Annotated in this window: 22 protein-coding genes; 7 read left to right on the top strand and 15 right to left on the bottom strand. The window is 71.5% G+C overall.

Going from position 1 to position 19,044, the window contains the following annotated elements; translation table 11 throughout:
- Position 1 precedes the first annotated feature (1 nt).
- The 5 genes from ABZS40_RS31785 (at position 2) to mug (ending at position 3,924) form a co-directional block, all read left to right on the top strand.
- Entirely contained in the window at positions 2–922 is a 921-nt protein-coding gene (locus tag ABZS40_RS31785) for a TIGR04222 domain-containing membrane protein (RefSeq protein ID WP_354947691.1), read from the top strand.
- Positions 919–1,737: a DUF692 domain-containing protein gene (locus ABZS40_RS31780; protein ID WP_354947689.1), complete on the top strand. Its 819-nt coding sequence runs from the start codon at positions 919–921 to the stop codon at positions 1,735–1,737. The genes ABZS40_RS31785 and ABZS40_RS31780 overlap by 4 nt, the downstream gene beginning before the upstream one ends.
- Positions 1,734–2,261, top strand: coding sequence for a hypothetical protein (locus ABZS40_RS31775; RefSeq protein ID WP_354947687.1), 528 nt, complete (start codon positions 1,734–1,736; stop codon positions 2,259–2,261). Before ABZS40_RS31780 ends, ABZS40_RS31775 begins: the two co-directional genes overlap by 4 nt.
- A gap of 2 nt (positions 2,262–2,263) precedes the next feature.
- Positions 2,264–3,025, top strand: a complete 762-nt coding sequence (locus ABZS40_RS31770) for an SDR family oxidoreductase (RefSeq protein WP_354947685.1) — start codon at positions 2,264–2,266, stop codon at positions 3,023–3,025.
- 272 nt (positions 3,026–3,297) lie between these two features.
- A complete protein-coding gene (gene mug / locus ABZS40_RS31765) occupies positions 3,298–3,924 on the top strand; it encodes a G/U mismatch-specific DNA glycosylase (RefSeq protein ID WP_354947730.1) in 627 nt (208 codons plus the stop codon).
- A gap of 87 nt (positions 3,925–4,011) precedes the next feature.
- Here the strand turns inward: mug and ABZS40_RS31760 are convergent, their stop codons facing one another.
- From ABZS40_RS31760 to ABZS40_RS31750, 3 genes are all read right to left on the bottom strand, one after another.
- Positions 4,012–5,988 (bottom strand): ABC transporter ATP-binding protein, encoded by a 1,977-nt coding sequence (locus tag ABZS40_RS31760; protein ID WP_354947728.1) that lies wholly within the window; start codon positions 5,986–5,988, stop codon positions 4,012–4,014.
- A 114-nt stretch (positions 5,989–6,102) separates the two neighbouring features.
- Positions 6,103–6,870, bottom strand: coding sequence for an enoyl-CoA hydratase/isomerase family protein (locus ABZS40_RS31755; RefSeq protein ID WP_354947683.1), 768 nt, complete (start codon positions 6,868–6,870; stop codon positions 6,103–6,105).
- Positions 6,871–6,916: 46 nt separating this feature from the next.
- Positions 6,917–7,144: a helix-turn-helix domain-containing protein gene (locus ABZS40_RS31750; RefSeq protein WP_007462679.1), complete on the bottom strand. Its 228-nt coding sequence runs from the start codon at positions 7,142–7,144 to the stop codon at positions 6,917–6,919.
- A 213-nt stretch (positions 7,145–7,357) separates the two neighbouring features.
- Between ABZS40_RS31750 and ABZS40_RS31745 the strand changes: the two genes are divergently transcribed.
- On the top strand, positions 7,358–7,957 hold the full coding sequence (locus ABZS40_RS31745) for a cadmium resistance transporter (protein ID WP_354947681.1): 600 nt from the start codon (positions 7,358–7,360) through the stop codon (positions 7,955–7,957).
- A 21-nt stretch (positions 7,958–7,978) separates the two neighbouring features.
- On the opposite strand, the gene ABZS40_RS31740 is transcribed toward ABZS40_RS31745, so the two are convergent.
- A complete protein-coding gene (locus ABZS40_RS31740; RefSeq protein ID WP_354947679.1) occupies positions 7,979–9,583 on the bottom strand; it encodes an ABC-F family ATP-binding cassette domain-containing protein in 1,605 nt (534 codons plus the stop codon).
- A 263-nt stretch (positions 9,584–9,846) separates the two neighbouring features.
- Between ABZS40_RS31740 and ABZS40_RS31735 the strand changes: the two genes are divergently transcribed.
- Positions 9,847–10,770, top strand: a complete 924-nt coding sequence (locus ABZS40_RS31735) for a neutral zinc metallopeptidase (RefSeq protein WP_354947677.1) — start codon at positions 9,847–9,849, stop codon at positions 10,768–10,770.
- A 72-nt stretch (positions 10,771–10,842) separates the two neighbouring features.
- On the opposite strand, the gene ABZS40_RS31730 is transcribed toward ABZS40_RS31735, so the two are convergent.
- The 11 genes from ABZS40_RS31730 to sufD form a co-directional block, all read right to left on the bottom strand.
- The gene (locus tag ABZS40_RS31730; RefSeq protein WP_354947675.1) at positions 10,843–11,202 is read right to left on the bottom strand and encodes a hypothetical protein; all 360 of its coding nucleotides are present in this window, start codon (positions 11,200–11,202) and stop codon (positions 10,843–10,845) included.
- A gap of 65 nt (positions 11,203–11,267) precedes the next feature.
- Positions 11,268–11,567, bottom strand: coding sequence for a muconolactone Delta-isomerase family protein (locus tag ABZS40_RS31725; RefSeq protein WP_354947673.1), 300 nt, complete (start codon positions 11,565–11,567; stop codon positions 11,268–11,270).
- Positions 11,568–11,662: 95 nt separating this feature from the next.
- Entirely contained in the window at positions 11,663–12,310 is a 648-nt protein-coding gene (locus ABZS40_RS31720; protein ID WP_354947671.1) for an acVLRF1 family peptidyl-tRNA hydrolase, read from the bottom strand.
- 141 nt (positions 12,311–12,451) lie between these two features.
- On the bottom strand, positions 12,452–13,084 hold the full coding sequence (locus ABZS40_RS31715; protein ID WP_354947669.1) for a LysE family transporter: 633 nt from the start codon (positions 13,082–13,084) through the stop codon (positions 12,452–12,454).
- A 585-nt stretch (positions 13,085–13,669) separates the two neighbouring features.
- Entirely contained in the window at positions 13,670–14,278 is a 609-nt protein-coding gene (locus tag ABZS40_RS31710; protein ID WP_354947667.1) for a TIGR03086 family metal-binding protein, read from the bottom strand.
- 190 nt (positions 14,279–14,468) lie between these two features.
- Positions 14,469–14,915, bottom strand: a complete 447-nt coding sequence (locus ABZS40_RS31705) for a metal-sulfur cluster assembly factor (protein WP_124821554.1) — start codon at positions 14,913–14,915, stop codon at positions 14,469–14,471.
- Between the two features lie 67 nt (positions 14,916–14,982).
- A complete protein-coding gene (gene sufU / locus ABZS40_RS31700) occupies positions 14,983–15,456 on the bottom strand; it encodes a Fe-S cluster assembly sulfur transfer protein SufU (RefSeq protein ID WP_354947665.1) in 474 nt (157 codons plus the stop codon).
- The gene (locus ABZS40_RS31695; protein WP_354947663.1) at positions 15,456–16,760 is read right to left on the bottom strand and encodes a cysteine desulfurase; all 1,305 of its coding nucleotides are present in this window, start codon (positions 16,758–16,760) and stop codon (positions 15,456–15,458) included. Before ABZS40_RS31695 ends, sufU begins: the two co-directional genes overlap by 1 nt.
- A gap of 20 nt (positions 16,761–16,780) precedes the next feature.
- Positions 16,781–17,554, bottom strand: coding sequence for a Fe-S cluster assembly ATPase SufC (gene sufC / locus ABZS40_RS31690; protein WP_354947661.1), 774 nt, complete (start codon positions 17,552–17,554; stop codon positions 16,781–16,783).
- Positions 17,554–17,880 carry a non-heme iron oxygenase ferredoxin subunit gene (locus ABZS40_RS31685; protein WP_091403693.1) on the bottom strand — a complete coding sequence of 109 codons (327 nt, stop codon included), beginning with the start codon at positions 17,878–17,880 and terminating at the stop codon, positions 17,554–17,556. The genes sufC and ABZS40_RS31685 overlap by 1 nt, the downstream gene beginning before the upstream one ends.
- Positions 17,880–19,025 carry a Fe-S cluster assembly protein SufD gene (gene sufD / locus ABZS40_RS31680; RefSeq protein WP_354947659.1) on the bottom strand — a complete coding sequence of 382 codons (1,146 nt, stop codon included), beginning with the start codon at positions 19,023–19,025 and terminating at the stop codon, positions 17,880–17,882. Before sufD ends, ABZS40_RS31685 begins: the two co-directional genes overlap by 1 nt.
- Positions 19,026–19,044: the final 19 nt, after the last annotated feature.

The raw sequence follows: 19,044 nt of genomic DNA, 5'->3' as shown, positions 1-19,044 counted from the left end.
GATGATCGTCCACGCCGCGTCCGGCGACACCTGGGGCATCTCCGGCCCGACCTTCCTCCGGTACTACATCGCGGCGGCCATCGTGGTGGTGGCGATCGCGGCGTACCACCGGATCCGCCTGCTGACCGCCCCGGCGCACACCACAGTCGACCCTCTCGGAGCACAGCAGGTCGCGTACCTCAACGGTGGCCCCCAGCTCGCTGTGCACGCGGCGCTGGGCGGGCTGCGCGGCAGCGGCGCGGTCGGCGTACGACCGGACCGTCGGCTGACCACCGTCGGCGCCGCGCCGACCGGGCTCACCCCACTGGATCACGCCATCCACTGGGCCGCCCACCAGCACTCCCGGGTCCGGGACCTGCCGCAGGACCAGCGCGTACGCACCGCGCTGGACCAGATCCGCAACGGTCTGGAGCAGCGCGGGCTGCTGACGAACGACACGCAGCGCGCCCGCGCCCGCCTCTGGAGCCAGTTCCTGTGGGCCCTGCTGGGCCTCGGCGTGCTCCGGCTGTTCTCCGGCCTGTTCAGCGGGCGCCCGGTGGGTTATTTGCTGCTCACCCTGGCGGCCCTCCTGTGCGCGGCCCTGCTGCTGCGCCGGGCACCCGTCCGCACCCGGGCCGGTCGCGCCGCCCTGCGTTCCGTCCGCGGCGAACACACCCACCTCGCGCCGGCCTCCGCGCCCGCCTACGCCACCTACGGAGCGGCCGGCGCGGCGATGGGCGTGGCCCTGTACGGCACCGCCTCGCTCTGGGCCCTCGACCCGGGCTTCGCCGAGCAGGCCGAGATCCAGCGTCAGGCCATCTCCAGCAGCGGGGGTTGGACGGGCGGCTCCGACGGATCGTCCGGTGGCGGAGGCGACAGCTCCGGTGGGGACGGCGGCAGTGGAGGCGGCGGGTGCGGGGGCGGCGGCGGGTGCGGCGGATGACCGGCCCGTCCGGGGTCGGCATCGGCTGGCGTCCGGAGATCGCCGGCTTCGTGGCCGAGCTGCCCGGCCTGCGCTTCGTGGAGGTGGTGGCCGAGGGGGTGCCCGCCTCCGGGCCGCTCCCACCCGGCCTGACCCAGCTGCGGGAACGCGCGGTGACCGTCGTACCGCACGGGGTGCGCCTCTCCCTCGGCGGCGCCGAGCCGGTCGACCCGGCCCGGGTGGCGCACCTGGCCGCGGTGGCGCAACGCCTGGACGCCCCACTGGTCAGCGAGCACATCGCGTTCGTCCGGGCCGGCGGCCTGGAGGCCGGCCACCTGCTGCCGCTGCCGCGCAGCCGGGAAGCCGTCGACGCGGTCTGCGCCAACGTGGCACGGGCACAGGCCGAGCTTCCGGTGCCGATCGCGCTGGAGCCGATCGCCGCGCTTGTCGACTGGCCCGACGACGAGCTGGACGAGGCGGACTTCCTCACCGAGATCCTCGACCGGACCGGGGCACTGCTGCTGCTGGACGTTGCCAACGTGCACGCCAACGCCCGTAACCGGGGCGCCGACCCGCTGGCGTTGCTGGACCGCCTGCCGCTGGAGCGGGTCGCGTACGCCCACGTGGCCGGCGGCGCGGAGCACGGCGGTTTCTACCACGACACCCACACCGACCCGGTGCCGACAGCGGTGTTGGAGCTGGTCGGCGCGCTCTGCGCCCGACGGCGACCGCCGGCGCTGCTGCTGGAGCGCGACGGCCACTACCCGCCGGCCGCCGAAATCCGCGCCGAACTGGACGCCCTGGCCGCCGCCGCGGGCTTTCCGGCCGTGACATGACTGGCGCCGCCGACGGCGACTCGGCGCCCACGCCCCGCGCCGGGCTCGCCGAACGGCAGGCCGAACTGGTTGCGGCGCTGGTCGCCGGAGGGCCACCCCCGCCGGGGTTCGCGCCGGGACCGCTGGCCGCCACCCGCGCGGCCCTGCTGCGTAAGCGGGCCGGCGAGGTGGCCCGGCACTGGCCACTGCTCGCCGCCGGCCTCGGCGGCAGGTGGTCGACCACCTTCGCCGAGTGGGCCGCCCGGCGACCCACCGCGGGATCGCTGCGCGACGGTTGGGACCTGGCCCGGGCCCTGCACACCCAGCACGCGCTCCCCCCGGCCGCCGCCGAGGAGCTGGCCGTCCGGGAGGCGCGCCTGCGCTACGACGGGCTCCAAGCTCCGCGTCCGCGCCGGGCGCCGGCGGTCGGCCGCGCCGGCGGCGCCGTCGCGGTGCAGATCGCCGGCCGGGTACGCCTGCTACGCCCCGCCCCACGGGTGTCCGCCCTTGCTGGCGACGCCGTAGCGGATGCGGCAGGATCGTAGTTATGGATCTCGGACTGACCGACCGCGTGTACGTCCTCACCGGTGCCTCCCGCGGTCTGGGTTACGCGACCGCGCAGAGCCTTGTCGCCGACGGCGCGCGGGTGGTGCTCTCGGCCCGGGACCCGGACGCGGTGGCCGCCGCCGCGCAGCAGCTGGGTGGCCCGGAGCACGCCGTCGGGCTGACCGCTGACCTGACCGACCCGGAGACCCCGGGGCAGCTCGTCGCCGCCGCCCAGGAGCACTTCGGGCGGCTCGACGGCGCGCTGATCTCGGTCGGTGGTCCACCGGCCGGCAACGCCGCGGCGATCACCGACGAGCAGTGGCGGCTCTCCTTCGAGACCGTCTTCCTGGGCACCATCCGCGCGGTCCGCACCATCGCCGCCGCACTGCCCGAGGGCGGCGCGATCGGCCTGGTGCTCTCCACCTCGGCTCGTGGCCCGGTGCCCGGCCTCGGCATCTCCAACGGTCTACGGCCCGGCCTGGTCGGCGCGGCCAAGGACATCGCCGACGACTACGGCCCGCGTGGGGTCCGGGTGGTCGGGCTGCTGCCCGGCCGGATCATGACCGACCGCAACCGGGAGCTCTTCGCCGCGACCGGCGACCCGGATCGCGCCCGCGCCGACGCGGAGGCCAGCATCCCGCTGCGCCGCCTCGGCGACCCGGCCGAGTTCGGCCGGGTGGCCGCGTTCGTGCTCTCCCCCGCCGCGAGCTACCTCACCGGGATCACAGTGCCGGTCGACGGCGGCGCGCTGCGCGGGCTGTGACGCCCGAGCGGGCCCGACCTGCCCGCGCGGCGACGCCCGAGCCGGCCCGACCCGGTGAGCCGGCCGTTGATCCACTCGGCTTCAAGGAAGTCGGGCGGTCGAGGCGTTCGGGACACCCCGACTTCCAGGAACTCGAGTCGATCAACACGCGGCACACCGAACGGTCAGAACCCGGGGACCGGGCCGATCGTCACCAGACCGCGACGCGCGGGACGACCCGACCAACCCGGACGGGACTGACGGCCGGGACGACCCGGCCCACCCAGACGGGACTGACGGCCGGGACGACCCGGCCCACCCAGACGGGACTGACGGCCGGGACGACCCGGCCCACCCGGGCGGAGCTGGCGGCGGCTGCGGACCGGACCATTCCCGACGTGCTCGCGCCAGGGCTGGCGGTGCTCTTCGTCGGCATCAACCCAGGCATGTGGTCGGCCGCGACCGGGTGGCACTTCGCCCGGCCGGGCAACCGGTTCTGGCCCGCGCTGCACCGGGGCGGGTTCACCCCTCGGCTGCTGCACCCCAGCGAACAGGACGAGCTGGCCGCGCTCGGGCTCGGCATCACCAACATGGCCGCCCGGGCCAGCGCCCGCGCAGACGAGCTGAGCACCGAGGAACTCCTCGACGGCGCGGCGATCCTGACCGACAAGGTGGCCCGGTACCGGCCGCGCTGGGTGGCCGTGGTGGGGGTGACCGCGTACCGGATCGGTTTTCAGCGGCCGAAAGCCACCTTCGGGCCGCAGCCGGAGTCGCTGGCCGGCGCCCGGCTGTGGGTGCTGCCCAACCCGAGCGGCCTGAACGCGCACTTCACCCCGGTCACACTGGGCCTGGCCTTCGCCGAGTTGCGGGCGGCGACCGAGCTACCGGACCGTCGGCCGATCGGACTACCCGACCGATAATCGACTCGGTTTCAAGGAAGTCGGGCGGTCGATGCGGCCGGGACACCCCGACTTCCAGAAACCCGAGTTGATCAACGCGGCGCGACGTCAGTTGGCGGCGGCGGGCGGCAGCACCTCGTCGGCGCGGTAGGTGCCCAGCGGCATGACCACCGGCTCGGGACCGGTCGCGTCGACGAACGGGGTGGGCGAGTCGGCGACCGCGAACTGGGTCCGGTACAGCTCGGCGTAGAGCCCGCCGACCGCTACCAACTCCTCGTGCCGCCCCCGCTCGACGATCCGTCCACCGTCCAGGACCAGGATCTGGTCGGCGTCGCGCACTGTGGAGAGCCGGTGCGCGATCACCAGCGCGGTACGCCCGGCCAGCGCCACCGACAGCGCCCGCTGCACCGCCGCCTCGCTCTCCGAATCCAGGTGTGCGGTCGCCTCGTCGAGGATCACGATCGACGGGGCCTTGAGCAGCAGCCGCGCGATCGCGATGCGCTGCTTCTCACCGCCGGAGAACCGGTAGCCGCGCTCCCCCACGGTGGTGTCCAGACCGTCGGGCAGCGCCCGGACCAGATCGGCCACCTGCGCCCCGGCCAGCGCGGCCCAGATCTGGTCGTCGGTGGCGTCCGGCTTGGCGTAGCGAAGATTCTCGGCGATCGTCTCGTGGAACAGGTGCGAATCCTGGGTGACCACACCGATCTCGTCACGCAGGGAGGCGAGCGTGGCGTCGCGCACGTCCACCCCGCCGACGAGCACCTGCCCGTCGCTGACGTCGTAGATCCGGGAGATGAGCATCGACAGTGTCGACTTGCCAGCCCCGGACGGGCCGACCAGCGCGACCATCTGCCCCGGCTCGACGCTGAACGAGACCCCCTTGAGCACCGGCTCGTTGACGGTCCGGTCGAGCGTGGCGACCTCCTCCAGGGAGGCGAGGGAGATCTCGGCGGCGCTCGGGTAGCGGAAACGCACGTCGCGGAAGTCGACCCGACCGGCGCCCACTGGCACCGGCACCGCGTCGGGCTTCTCCACGATGCCCGGCTTGAGGTCGAGCACCTCGAAGACCCGGTCGAAGGAGACCAGCGCGCTCATCACGTCCACCCGGACGTTGGAGAGCGCCGTGAGCGGCCCGTACAGGCGGGTGAGCAGCAGCGCGAGCGTCACCACGGTGCCGGCGCTGACGCCACCGGTCACCGCGAGCCAGCCGCCGAGACCGTAGGTCAGCGCCTGTGCCAGTGAGGCGACCAGCAGCATCGCCACGAAGAACGTGCGGGAGTACATAGCGGACTGGATGCCGATGTCGCGGACCCGCTCGGCCCGGTCGCCGAACCGACGGGCCTCGATCTCGGGCTGGCCGAAGAGCTTCACCAGCAGCGCGCCGGCCACCCCGAACCGCTCGGTCATCGTCGCGTTCATCTTGGCGTCGAGGTTGTACGCCTCGCGGGTGATGTCGGCCAGCCGCCGGCCGACCCGACGCGCCGGAATGATGAAGATCGGCAGCAGCACCAGTGAGAGCGCGGTGATCTGCCAGGAGAGGGTGAACATCACCGCCGCGGTGAGCACCAGCTGGATGACGTTGCTGACCACACCGGACAGGGTGGAGGTGAACGCCCGCTGGGCGCCGAGCACGTCGTTGTTGAGCCTGCTGACCAGGGCGCCGGTCTGGGTACGGGTGAAGAACTGCAACGGCATCCGCTGCACGTGGTCGTAGACCCGGGTGCGCAGGGTGAAGATGATGCCCTCGCCGATGCGGGCGGAATACCACCGTTGAGCCAGCGACAGCAGCGCGTCGGCGACCGCCAACGCGGCGATGAACAGGGCCAGCCGCACCACGAGCCGGCCGGCCTCGGTGCCGCCCCGGTTGATCGCGTTGATCACGTCACCGGCGAGCACCGGAGTGGCCACGCCGATGATGGCGGCCAGCACCACGGTGGCCAGGAAGACGATGATGTCGCGCCGGTAGGGGTGGGCGAAAGCGACGATGCGGCGGGCCACCCCGCGCTTGAGCCGGTGGGTGGAGACCTCGTCGCGGTTGCGCATCGACCGGAGCATGCTCCACCCGGCCATGCCACCGCCGGACATCGGGTTGGACATCGCTCACCTCCGGGTTGCCGGGCAGACCGCACCGTCAGGTCAATTCTCCCGACGAGTGTGACAACCTCGGTCGTAACCCGGATCTTCCCGCGCGGTCCTTACCTATTCTCCCCTGCCGGCGAGGTCACGCAGCCGACGGGTCTGTGCCTCCCGCTCGGCGCGCTGCTGGTCGGCGTGCGACCGCCCGCCGGCGCCGGCCAGCAAAGCCTTGATCTCCACCACCGCGTCGCGGGCCCCGGAGAGCAGGCCGGCGGTCAGGTCCCGCACCGCGTCGTCCAGCTCGGCCGGGGGTACGACAAGGGTGGCCAGCCCGATCCGGTCCGCCTCGGCGGCGTCCAACCGGCGGCCGGTGGCACAGATCTCCAACGCCCGCGAATATCCGACCAACTCGACGAGGCGTTTCGTGCCGGCCAGATCGGGCACCAGACCGAGGGTCACCTCGGCCATCGACAGCTTCGCGTCCGCGGACAGCACCCGCAGGTCACAGGCGAGCGCGAGCTGGAAGCCGGCACCGATCGCGTGGCCCTGCACGGCCGCGACGGACACGACATCCGGCCGGTGCAGCCAGGTGAAACCCGCCTGGAACTCCGCGATGCGCTCGGCGCACTCCTGCTCGGGCAGCGTGGCCAGCTCAGCGAAGGACCCCGGGCCGGAGGCACCCGCCACCGCGAGATCGAGGCCGGCCGAGAACGCGCGACCCTCGCCGCGGACCACCACCACCCGCACGTCGCCGGGCAGGTTGCGGGAGAAGTCGCTCATCGCCTGCCACATCGCGGGCGTCTGGGCATTGAGCACGTCGGGCCGGCACAACGTCACCGTGGCGACCGGCCCGTCGCAAGTCAGCCGAACCCCGGTCGCCTCGGTGGTCACCGGACGTCCCGGGGCGCGGCGCTGGTGGACGACGCTGAGGGGCGGGTCACGCCTTCTTGCGGCGTCGGGCGCCACCGCGCTGACGCAGCTGCACGCCGGACTCGGTGAGCACTCGGTGGATGAACCCGTAGGAACGGCCGGTCGAGGCCGCCAACGCGCGGATGCTCTCCCCCGAGGTGTACCGCTTTACCAGGTCCTTGGCGAGCGTCTGACGCTCGGCTCCGACGATCCGGCGACCCTTCTCAGTGCTGGTGGCTGTGCCAGTGGCTGCCATGCTGTGTCCTCACGTCCCAGACTGTGCGGTTCGGATACGGTCCCACCTATTAGACCGCCTCGAACGATCATGCGCCAGATATCAACTCTTCGCCAACCGACACGCTATGCAATGTCAGCTTCCCGATAGAGTGATCCTGGCGATCCGGCCCGCCGCGGCGTCCGGGCGTACCACAGCTGACAGCTGGCTGCCGACGGCCCGTAGCCTTCGGTCGTGATCGACCTGTTGAGCACCGCCGGTGCGGCGGCCGTGGTCTTCGCCGCCACCGACATCGACGACATCGTCATCCTGACGCTGTTCTTCGTCGCGGCCCGCACCACCGGCCAACCCCGCACCTGGAAGATTGTCGCCGGACAATACCTCGGCATCGGCGCGCTCGCGTCTGCCAGCGCGGTGATCGCGGGTGGACTCGTGGTGGTGCCCGACCCGTGGACGGGGCTGCTCGGCCTGCTGCCGATCGCGCTCGGCGTACGCGCGCTGCGGAGTTCGGGCGACGACGAGGCGCCGGCGATCGTCACCGGGGCGCTCGGCGTGGCCGGGGTGACGATCGCGAACGGCGCCGACAACGTCGCTGTCTACGTTCCCGTCTTCCGCGCCCTCGGCGTGGCCGACAGCGCGGTGTTCCTGCTGGTCTTCGTGGTGCTGATCGCGCTCTGGTGCGTGGCCGGGGCCTGGCTGGGCGGGCACCGGAGGGTGGTCCGGCTGGTCGAGCGCGCCGGCGCCTGGCTGGTGCCGACGATCTTCATCGCCATCGGGCTGGTGATCCTGGTGAGCTCCGGTGTGCTCGGCAGACTGGTCGACCTGCTCGGCTGAGAGCCAACCGAGTCTCCTCGGTCAGGCCAGCTCGACCAGTTCGAGCAGGTCGTCGCTCCAGGCGTCCTCGTCGCCGTCGGGCAGCAGGATGGCCCGGTCCGGCTTGAGCGCCAGCACCGCGCCCGGGTCGTGGGTGACCAGCACGATCGCGCCCGGGTAGTTGGCGATGGCGTCGAGCACCTGCTCCCGGCTGACCGGGTCGAGGTTGTTCGTCGGCTCGTCGAGCAACAGCACGTTGGCGCCGGAACAGACCAGAGTGGACAGGGCCAGTCGGGTCTTCTCGCCGCCGGAGAGCACCCCGGCCGGCTTGTTCACGTCATCACCGGAGAAGAGGAACGCGCCAAGGATCTTGCGCAGGTCGGTGTCGGACTGCTCGACGGCGGCGGCGCGCATGTTCTCCAGCACCGTCCGCTCCACGTCCAGCGTCTCGTGTTCCTGGGCGTAGTAGCCCAGGCGCAGGCCGTGCCCCGCGTGCACCTCGCCGGTGTCCGGGTTGAGCAGCCCGCCGAGCATCCGCAGCAGTGTCGTCTTGCCGGCGCCGTTGAGCCCGAGGATGGCCACCCGTGAGCCCCGGTCCACCGCGACGTTGACGTCGGTGAAGATCTCCAGCGAGCCGTACGACTTGGAGAGGCCGGTCGCCGTGAGCGGGGTCTTGCCGCACGGCGCGGGGTTGGGGAAGCGCACCTTGGCCACCCGGTCGGAGACCCGCACCTCCTCCAGGCCGGAGATCAGCTTCTCGGCACGACGGGCCATGTTCTGCGCGGCCACGGTCTTGGTGGCCTTGGCCCGCATCTTGTCGGCCTGCGCCATCAGCGCGCCGGCCTTCTTCTCCGCGTTGGCCCGCTCCCGGCGGCGGCGTCGCTCGTCGGTCTCGCGCGCCTCCAGGTACGCCTTCCAACCCAGGTTGTACACGTCGATGACCGACCGGGTGGCGTCGAGGAACCAGACCTTGTTGACCACCGACTCCAGCAGCGCGCCGTCGTGGGAGATCACGATCAGGCCGCCCTTGTGGTTGGCGAGGAAGCCCCGCAACCAGGTGATCGAGTCGGCGTCGAGGTGGTTGGTGGGCTCGTCGAGCAGCAGGATGCCGCCGCCGTTCTCACCCGCGTCGCGGAACAGGATCCGGGCCAGCTCGATGCGCCGACGCTGACCACCGGAGAGGGTGCCGATGGTCTGCGCGAGCGCCCGGTCCGGTAGGCCGAGGTTGGCGCAGATCCGCGCGGCCTCAGCCTCGGCCGCGTACCCGCCGAGGGCGGCGAACTGGTCCTCCAGCGCGCCGTAGCGACGGACCAGCTTGTCGCTGGCGTCCTCGGCGAGGCGGGCCTCGACCTCCTGCATCTGGGACATCAGCACGTCCAGCCCGCGCGCGGAGAGCACCCGGTCGCGGCCGGTGACCTCCAGGTCACCCGTGCGCGGGTCCTGCGGCAGGTAGCCGATGGCACTGCGCTGGTCGATCTGCCCGCCGTACGGCTGCCCCTCGCCGGCGAGCACCTTCAGCGTGGTGGTCTTGCCGGCGCCGTTGCGACCGACCAGGCCGATCCGGTCACCGGGCTGCACGCGCAGGGTGGTGTCGGACAGCAGGATCCGGGAACCGGCACGCAGTTCCAGGCCGGTGACAGTGATCATGTTTGCGGGCTCGCTCTCGGGGTTTGGAAGGCTGACTCGGGGCACGCGAAACGGCCGGCGGGCTCAAGAGGCCCGACGGCGCGGGGCGGTTCAGCCTTCGCAGCGCAGCACCCGACAAGTGTACCGGGCGCTCCCGGACGGCCCGCCCGGATTACCAACCAAGATCATCGGGTACCGGAACGCCTGTCCGGACCCCGTCCGGCACTCGATGAACGAAACGACACACAAAAGACACTCACCGGCATACGGCGATCGGGGTCACCATGGAACTCAACGAGCGGGCCGAGCTCGACACCTCCCAGGCCAACGACCTGGGACGGGGTAGTGGCGGGTCGGGCGGCGGCATGGGCATTCCCATCCCCGGCGGTGGCGGCCGGGGCGGCATCATCGGCATCGTGGTGGCCGTGCTCGTCGCGCTGCTCGGCGGCGGGTTCGGTCTCAACGCCATGACCAATGGCGACGAGGGCGGCCAGGCCGGGGGCAGCGATCTGGAGCAGGCGTGCTCCACCGCGAACCCCGACCGTCTCGACGATGCACGCTGCCGCAACCTGCTCTACGTCAACAGCATCCAGGCGTACTGGCAGAAGGCGTACCCGGAGCTGGGCAACGGAAAGTACGAGGCGACCGACACCAACTTCTTCCAGGCCGCCGTGAGCACCGGCTGCGGGCAGGCCGACTCGGGCGTCGGCCCGTTCTACTGCCCCGCCGACAAGCAGGTGTACATCGACCTGAGCTTCTACGACGAGCTGGCCTCCCGGTTCGGCGCCAAGGGCGAGTTCGCCCAGCCGTACGTGCTCGCCCACGAGTACGGACACCACATCCAGAACCTGCTCGGCACCAACGCCAAGGCCGGCCAGGGCGACCAGAGCGGCCCCCGCTCCGCCTCCGTACGGCTGGAGTTGCAGGCCGACTGCTACGCCGGCGCCTGGGCCAAGCACGCCACCGAGAGCAAGGACAAGACCGGCCAGGAACCACTGTTCACGTCCATCACCCAGACCGACATCAGCGAGGCCGTGCAGGCCGCCGAGGCGATCGGCGACGACAGCATCCAGGAGCGCTCCGGCGGGCGCGTCAACCCCGACCAGTTCACCCACGGCACGTCCGAGCAGCGCAAGCGCTGGTTCACCCAGGGCTACGACCGCGGCGACCCGAAGACCTGCGACACCTTCGGCACCGACCAGCTCTGACCTCGCGCCGAGATCGTGGCAGGCCCCCTCGGCGGGCCTGCCACGATCGTCATTCCTGCCGGAGCTCCCGGGTCAGCTGAGCCGCGAGACCTGGTAGTGGCCGATGAGCCAGTCGTCGTCGACCCGCCGCAGGAGCACGCCGAGGTTGACGATCAGGGCCGGCCGGTCGGTGAAGCCGAACTCCACCTCCAGGTAGCCGAGGACCACGTCGTCGGCGAGACGGCGGATCTCCCGGATGTCGTACGCGGCGGTCAGGCCGAGCGGCTGTCCGGCGTAGTACGCGGCGACGCCGGCAGGACCGACCGTGTACGGCTGCAACCCCTGAAAGATCGCGTCGTCGGTGAAGCACGCCGCGACCCGATCGGGCTCGTGGGCGTCGACAGCCGATTTCCACCGGTCGAGGACGGTACGCAGAATCTGCGCCTCGGACATGATGATCTCCCTGCTGACTGACGTGTTCCATGGCGTGCCTGTCGAGCCGGCGTGCCCTCGCAGGCTCAGCGAGGCGGCTGACCCGGGTCGTTCGGGTGCGGCGTCAACGGCGTCACGGTCTCGCGCCGCCAGGCACGCAGCGGCATCGACGCGAGCACGGCTTCCAACTGATCGGCGTCGTCGGCCTGGAAGAGCCCCCACGTACGCCACTCCCCCGGCGCCAGCGGCGGCCGCCACAGCCGCAGGAGACTGCCCTGGGCCGTCAGCTCGGCCGAACGCGCCGCCTCTCGCGCACGCATGTCGCCGACGCCGTCCTCAGACGTTCCCTGCGGCACCGTCGTCACCATGTCAACCAGAAACTCCACGCGCTCATCCTCCGGCCGCTGGCCGGGCAGCATGCCGCGAACCCCGTTCTGGGTGGCGATCGTCTCCCCTCCCACACCCCCGGCGCAGGCCGAGGTCAGTCGGGGTCACGCACCAGGATCCGTACCGCCCGGGCCGCACCCACCGCCGCGACCAGCACCGCGTGCCGGGGCTCCGGCACGTCGAGCAGCCGCTCCGCCCGCAGCGGCACGAGCGGGGTCAACCGCCGGTCGGCCAGCACCCCGTCCACCGCCCGCCGGTCACCGCCGCAGACGAGGGCCGCCAGCTTCGACGCCTCCGGCAACAGCAGCCGTACGGCCAGGTCCGCCGCGTCACCCAGCGCAGCCTTCGCCTGGTTGTCGCGTCGGCGGGCGAACCGGTGCTGCGACCATCCCCCCGCAGCGGTGCGCCCCTGCACGTACCGGGTGTCCACCTTGGAGACGACGAGGTCGGCGCCCTCGGCCACCCCGAGCGCCACCGCGCCCTTGCGGGCCAGCAGCAGGCCGATGCGGCGGGGCAGGACGGCAGACGCCACGAACCCGGCCACATCCCCGCCGGCCGGCGCACCCGGCGGGGAGTACAGCTCGGCGGTTGCCCCGTCCGCGGCGGCGAGCAGCAAACCGTACTCCTGGGCGCTGGCGCTGGGCGGGCCGTGCCGGTCGGCGAAGCCCTCGACCCAGCGGCCGACGCGGGCCGGGTCGACCTCGACCCATCGGCCTCCGCCGGCTGCGGGTCGACTGGTCATCGCCCGACCGTACGGCACAGCGAACCCACCCGGGCCCCCGGGCGACCCGTGGGCCCCGCAGGGACACCAGGCGACACCGCCGGCCCGGCGCGGTCGGACCTCGGCCGGCTGACTGGGCCGCCGGATGGTTGCCGTGACCGTTCAGCCTGGCAGTAGCGCGACCACCGCCAGCGCGGCGATGAGCGCGCTGGAGACGAGGCCGGTGACCAGCCGCCCCCGCGGCCCGGTCACCGCCCGGCCAACCACGGTGCCACCGCCTGCGATGACCAGTTGCCAGCTCGCCGACGCCAGGAGAACCCCGGCCACGAAGAGCGCCGCCGGGACCATGCCCGAGTCGGCAGTGTCCCGACGGCCGAGCACCAACGCGGTGAAGTAGAGCACCGTCATCGGGTTCAGCAGTGTCAACCCGAGCAGCGCCGCGTAGGCCCGCCCCGGAGTGCTCATGCCCCCACCGTCGCGTGCCGTCGGCGGCCGCTGCGAGCGGTGTGCGGACCACGTCCGCCACAGGCCGTGCCCGGCGAGACCCAGCAGGACCACCGCGGCGACCACCCGCAGTGGCCCGGCGACCGGCGCGATGATCCCGGCCAGGCCGGCACCGCCGAGCACGGCCACCACCGCGTAGAGCCCGTCGGCCGTCGCCACAGCGAGCGCTGCGGCCGCACCGACCCGAAACGAGGTACGGGCGCTGAGCCCCAGAATGAGAATCGCTATCGCGCCGACCGGAATGGCGACGCCGTAGCCGGCCACGAGACCGGCCAGGAACGCGCCGCTCACGACGGCGGGCGCGGGATCGAGGCGGACCGGGGCACGGTGCGCTGTCGACGCACGGCAGTGGCCGCACGGACAGGAACCTGCTTCGGGTACGCCTCAATCACACGCGCATCCTCCGCGCCGAACCCGCGCCCCCGCCACCGAATTTCCCCGCGCCCCGCGCCCCGCGCTCGAACCAGGATGTAGTGGCCTCGGCGACGCACCGAGGCCACTACATCAATGACAACATCGTTGCGTAAGGCGATCGGTTGCTTGGGTCAAGGGGCGATCGTGCACTCCGAAACCCAGGTTCGGACTCCAGGAGCGCCCCACCCGCGCCGATCTTGCACTTTTCGGTCGCCGAAAAGTAATGCAATGCCCCTTACGTCGGGACAGTAAGTGCAAGATCGCGGCATCAGGACAGCCCGGCTTCGTCGATCATGGGGTTGTGGTGCCTGATTTGGTGCTGTGCGGGCCGCTTTGTTGCCCACCACAACTTCATGATCGACGAGGCGGGGCGGGGTTGACGAACAGCCACTCCGCCTAACGCAACGGTGTTGACATCAATGATCGAGCACGATCTTGGATTGTTCGGGGCGTGCCGACCGATCAGAGCTGAACTCCGGGCCACTGCGGGTCGCGACCGAGGTAGGCGAGAAGGGCGGCGACCTCGTCGGCCTCCGCGGCGGGGTCGATGGCCGGGGCGTACGCGCCGTAGGCCCGCAGCGGCTCGACGATCTGCCGGGCCACCACCAGCAGGGGGCGGGCCAGGTCGGCGCTGAGCGGGGAGGGCTGGTCGGTGGCCACCGCGATGTCCCAGGCGTGCACTGCCGCGTCCAGAGCGCACGCTACGGCACCGACCTCGGCCGGCAGCTTGCCCTGGGGTAGCGGCGTGGGCACCCCCGGGTCGTCGTCGGCGACACCGTTCCAGGCCCGGGCGGACGCGTCGAGGGCGGCGCGCAGGCGGGCGATCTTGTCACCGTCGATCCGACCGGAGGGCGCGAACGGGTCCTCCGCCGGCCCCGGCCCGCCGTCGATCGCCGCCGCGAAGGCCAGTTGGTCGCCGGTCGCGTGCTGAAGCACCTGGGTGACGTCCCACAGCTCGCACGGGGTGGGTCGCTCCCAGGCGTCGGTCGGAACCCCCTCGACAGTTGCCAGAAGCGCGGCGTGCGCCTCTTCGAGCACGGTCCGCCACTGCCCCGTTGCGATCTCGCTCATCGTCCTGCCCTCTCTGCCGGGTTCCAGCGAGCTACCTCACCCGCCGACCGAAGCGGAATATTCCGCTCCGTTTGAAGACCTCAGCCTAGCAGACCGGAACGATCCGTTCCAATACTCTTTCCCGCAGGCCTGGGAGACGCGTCGAGCGCGGCACCCGGACGGGTACCGCGCTCGACGACGTGGGATCGGGTCAGACGTTGAAACCGAGGGAGCGGAGCTGGTCCCGACCCTCGTCAGTGATCTTGTCGGGGCCCCACGGCGGGAGCCACACCCAGTTGATTCGGATGTCGTTGACCAGGCCGCCGCCGGGGCCGGTGGTCAGCGCCTGCCGGGTCTGGTCCTCGATGACGTCGGTCAGCGGGCAGGCCGCCGAGGTGAGCGTCATGTCCAGGGTGGCGACGTTCTCGTCGTCGACGTGGACGCCGTACACGAGGCCGAGGTCGACCACGTTGATGCCGAGCTCCGGGTCGACGACGTCCTTCATCGCCTCCTCGATGTCGGCGATCATGGCCTTGCTGACGCCGCCCGCAGGAGCGGCGGCGTCACCGGTGCCATCGGTCGTCGCGGCGTCGGTCTGCGGCACCACCGTGGTGTCACCGGCCTCCGGCGTCGCCTCAGTAGCGGTGTTCTCGCTCATGCCGTCCCTCCGCATCGCTTCGTGGTGCCACACGGCACCACTGTGTCATTCGCTCGCTGACGCTCGCTCATGCCGTCACCTCCGGGCTCGAGCCCACACCGGCGCGTGCCGCGGCGTCCTTGAACGCCATCCACGGCAGCAGCGCGCACTTGACCCGGGCGGGGTAACGGGCCACACCCGCGAAGGCAACCCCGTCACCGAGCACGTCCTCGTTCGGCGTGACCTGGCCACGTCCGGACATCAACTCCACGAACGCCTCGTGCACCTCGAATGCTTCCCCGGCGCCGCGACCACGCAGCAACTCGTGCAGGACGCTCGCCGAGGCCTGGCTGATCGAGCAGCCCATCCCGTCGTACGAGATGTCGTGCAGCACCGTGCCGTCGGTGGCCACCCGGACGGTGACCTCGTCACCGCAGGTGGGGTTGACGTGGTGCGCCTCCGCGACCCGGTCGCCCGAGTCGTCGGCGTCGCGCAGGCCACGTCCGTGAGGGCGCTTGTAGTGGTCCAGGATGATCTCCTGGTAGAGCTGGTCGAGTTGCATCAGTCGAACACCTTCCGCACCTGCTCCAGACCGGCCACCAGAGCGTCGATCTCCTCGGTGGTGGTGTAGAGGTAGAACGAGGCCCGGGTCATGGCCGGGACGCCGAACCGGCTGCACACCGGCTTGGCACAGTGGTGGCCCACCCGCACCTGCACGCCGAGCGAGTCGAGCACCTGACCCACGTCGTGCGGGTGCACGTCACCGAGTGCGAACGAGATGGTGCCGCCCCGGCCCACCGGCACTGTCGGACCGAAGATCCGCAGGTCCGGCACCGAGCCAAGAGCGTCCAGCGCGTACGCCGTCAGCTCCTTCTCGTGCCACTGGATGGCCTGCATCCCGATACCGGTCAGGTAGTCGACTGCCGCTCCGAGCGCGACCGCCTCGGCGATCGGCGGGGTGCCCGCCTCGAAGCGGGCCGGTGGCGCGGCGAACGTCGAGCGGGCCATGGTGACCGTCTCGATCATCGAGCCGCCGCCGAAGACCGGCGGCATGGCCGCCAGCAGCTCACCCCGACCCCAGAGCACACCGATGCCGGTCGGACCGCACATCTTGTGGCCGGTGAAGACGATGTAGTCGGCGTCCAGGTCGACCACGTCGATGGGCAGGTGCGGCACGGACTGCGAGCAGTCCAGCAGCAGCAGCGCGCCCACCTCGCGGACCCGCGCGGTGATCCGGGAGGTGGCGTTGACAGTGCCGAGGATGTTGGACATGTGCACCAGCGAGACGATCTTCGTCCGTTCGGTGACCAGATCCTCCAGGCCCGACTCGTCCAGTCGCCCCTGGTCGGTGACCGGGAACCAGCGCAGGGTCGCGCCGGTCCGCTCACAGAGCAACTGCCACGGGACGATGTTCGAGTGGTGCTCCATCTCGGAGATCACCACCTCGTCGCCCGGACCGAGCCGGAAACGACTGTCGGCGTCCGGGCGCAGCGAGGCGTTCGAGAAGGCGTACGCCACGATGTTGATCGCCTCGGTGGAGTTCTTCGTGAACACCACCTCGTCGGTGCTCGGCGCGTGAATGAACGCGGCGATCTTCGCCCGCGCCCCCTCGTACGCCTCGGTGGCCTCGGTGCCCAGGGTGTGCACCGAGCGCGACACGTTGGCGTTGTGCCGCGCGTAGTGCTCGTCGAGCACGTCGAGCACCTGGCGGGGTTTGTGCGAGGTGTTGGCGCTGTCGAGGTAGACCAGCGGGTGCCCGTTGATGTCCCGACCGAGGATCGGGAAGTCGGCGCGCACCCGGGCCACGTCGAAACGCGGCACGTCGTCGTACTGCGGCATCCCCGAAGGGATCGCGATGCTGGTCATCTCGGCAGCGCCTCTCCCACTCAGGCCTTGGCCGTGCCGGCCCCGGCGGCGTACCGCTCGTAGCCCTCGGCCTCGAGCTTGTCGGCCAGCTCCGAGCCGCCCTGCTCGACGATCCGGCCGGCCACGAAGACGTGCACGAAGTCGGGCTTGATGTAGCGCAGGATCCGGGTGTAGTGGGTGATCAGCAGCACGCCGGTGTCACCGTTGTCGCGGACCCGGTTGACGCCCTCGCTGACCACGCGCAGCGCGTCCACGTCGAGACCGGAGTCGGTCTCGTCGAGGATCGCGATCTTCGGCTTGAGCAGCTCCAGCTGGACGATCTCGTGCCGCTTCTTCTCGCCACCGGAGAAGCCCTCGTTGACGTTGCGCTGGGCGAACGCCGGGTCCATCTGGAGACGCTCCATCGCGCCGCGCAGCTCGCCGCCCCAGGTACGGAGCTTCGGCGCCTCGCCGTCGATGGCGGTCTTCGCGGTCCGCAGGAAGTTCGCGACCGAGACGCCGGGCACCTCGACCGGGTACTGCATGGCCAGGAAGAGGCCGGCGCGGGCGCGCTCGTCGACCGTCATGGCCAGCACGTCCTCGCCGTCGAGGGTCACCGTGCCACCGGTGATCTCATACTTGGGGTGACCGGCGATCGAGTACGCCAGGGTGGACTTGCCGGAACCGTTCGGGCCCATGATCGCGTGAGTTTCGCCCGACTTCACGGTCAGGTCGACGCCGGCCAGGATCGGCTTGAGCTCACCCTCGGGCAGCTTGACCGACACCTTCAGGTCGCGGATCTCCAGGGTGCTCATTATCGGGTCACTCCATTACTCGGCGTCAGGCTGAGGTAGATGTCGCCGTCGCGGACTTCGACGGGGTAGACGGGGACGGGTTCGGTGGCGGGCAGGCCGGTCGGCTCGCCGGTGCGCAGGTCGAAGCGCGAGCCGTGCAGCCAACACTCGAGCGTGCAGCCATCGACCTCACCCTCGGACAGCGCGACCGAGGCGTGCGAGCACTCGTCGTACGCGGCGTAGAAGCCGCCGTCCTCGCCGTGCACCAGGGCGATCGGCGTGCCGTCGACGTCCGCGCTGATCGCGGTGCCCTTCGGCACGTCCTCGGTGGAGCAGATGCGGATCATCAAGCGCCCGCCTTGGTGAGCCGGGCCTCGATCGCGTCGCCGAGGCTCTCGCGCAGCGACTCCACCGGGATCTTGTTGATCAGCTCGGCGAAGAAACCACGGACCACCAGCCGGCGGGCCTCACTCTCCGGGATGCCCCGGGCCATCAGGTAGAACAACTGCTCGTCATCGAAGCGGCCGGTCGCGCTGGCGTGGCCGGCGCCGGCGATCTCGCCGGTCTCGATCTCCAGATTGGGTACGGAGTCCGCCCGTGCGCCGTCGGTGAGAAGCAGGTTCCGGTTGATCTCGTACGTGTCGGTGCCGGTCGCCTCGGCCCGGATGAGCACGTCGCCCACCCAGACGGTGTGCGCGCTCTCGCCCTGAAGGGCACCCCGGTAGCCGACGTAACTGCGGCAGTCCGGGACGCTGTGGTCGACAAGCTGCCGGTGCTCCAGGTGCTGGCCCGAGTCGGCGAAGTACACGCCGTACAGCTCGGCCTCGCCACCGCGCCCGGTGTACTCCACGCTGGTGAACTGCCGGACCAGATCGCCACCCAGGGAGACCTGGATGTGGATGACCCTGGCGTCCCGGCCCAGCTTGATCTTCAGGTGCTGGGCCTGGACCGCGTCGTCGGCCCAGTCGGCGACCGTGACCAGCGTCAGCTTCGCGCCGTCGGCCACGGCCACCTCGACGTTGTCGGCCAGGGTGGCCGACCCGACGTGCTCCAGCACCACCGTCGCCTCGGCGAACCGGCCCACCTCGACGAAGGTGTGACCGAACGCCGGCTGCTCGACGCCCTCGCCGACCACCCGCAGCCGCACCGCCTCGCCGAGCACCACGTCGGGGGCCACCCGCAGCAGCAGGGCGTCCGCGGCGGCACCGTAGGCCAGCGCGCTGACCCGGTCGACCGGGGTCAGCACGCTGCCGACCCGCTCGTCGTCACGGCCGACCCGCGTGATGGCGACGCCCTCGGGCAGGTCACCGTACTCGTGTCGGACCGCGCCGGTCGCGGCCGACGCCTCTGTGATCAGGCCGCGGAGGCGCTTGAGCGGGGTGAAACGCCACTCCTCCTCCAGGCCGGTGAGGGCCGGGAAGTCGGCGACGTCGTACGAGCGCAGCGCCTGCGACTTGGTGCTGGGTGGCGGCGCGGAAGCCTGGGTAGTCATTTCTTCCTTGGTCTGTTCT

The sequence above is a fragment of the Micromonospora sp. NPDC005324 genome (assembly GCF_040607155.1).
Taxonomy (GTDB): domain Bacteria; phylum Actinomycetota; class Actinomycetes; order Mycobacteriales; family Micromonosporaceae; genus Micromonospora; species Micromonospora trifolii.
The sequence above is the reverse complement of the archived record's forward strand: the minus strand, read 5'-3'. Positions and strand labels throughout refer to the sequence as shown.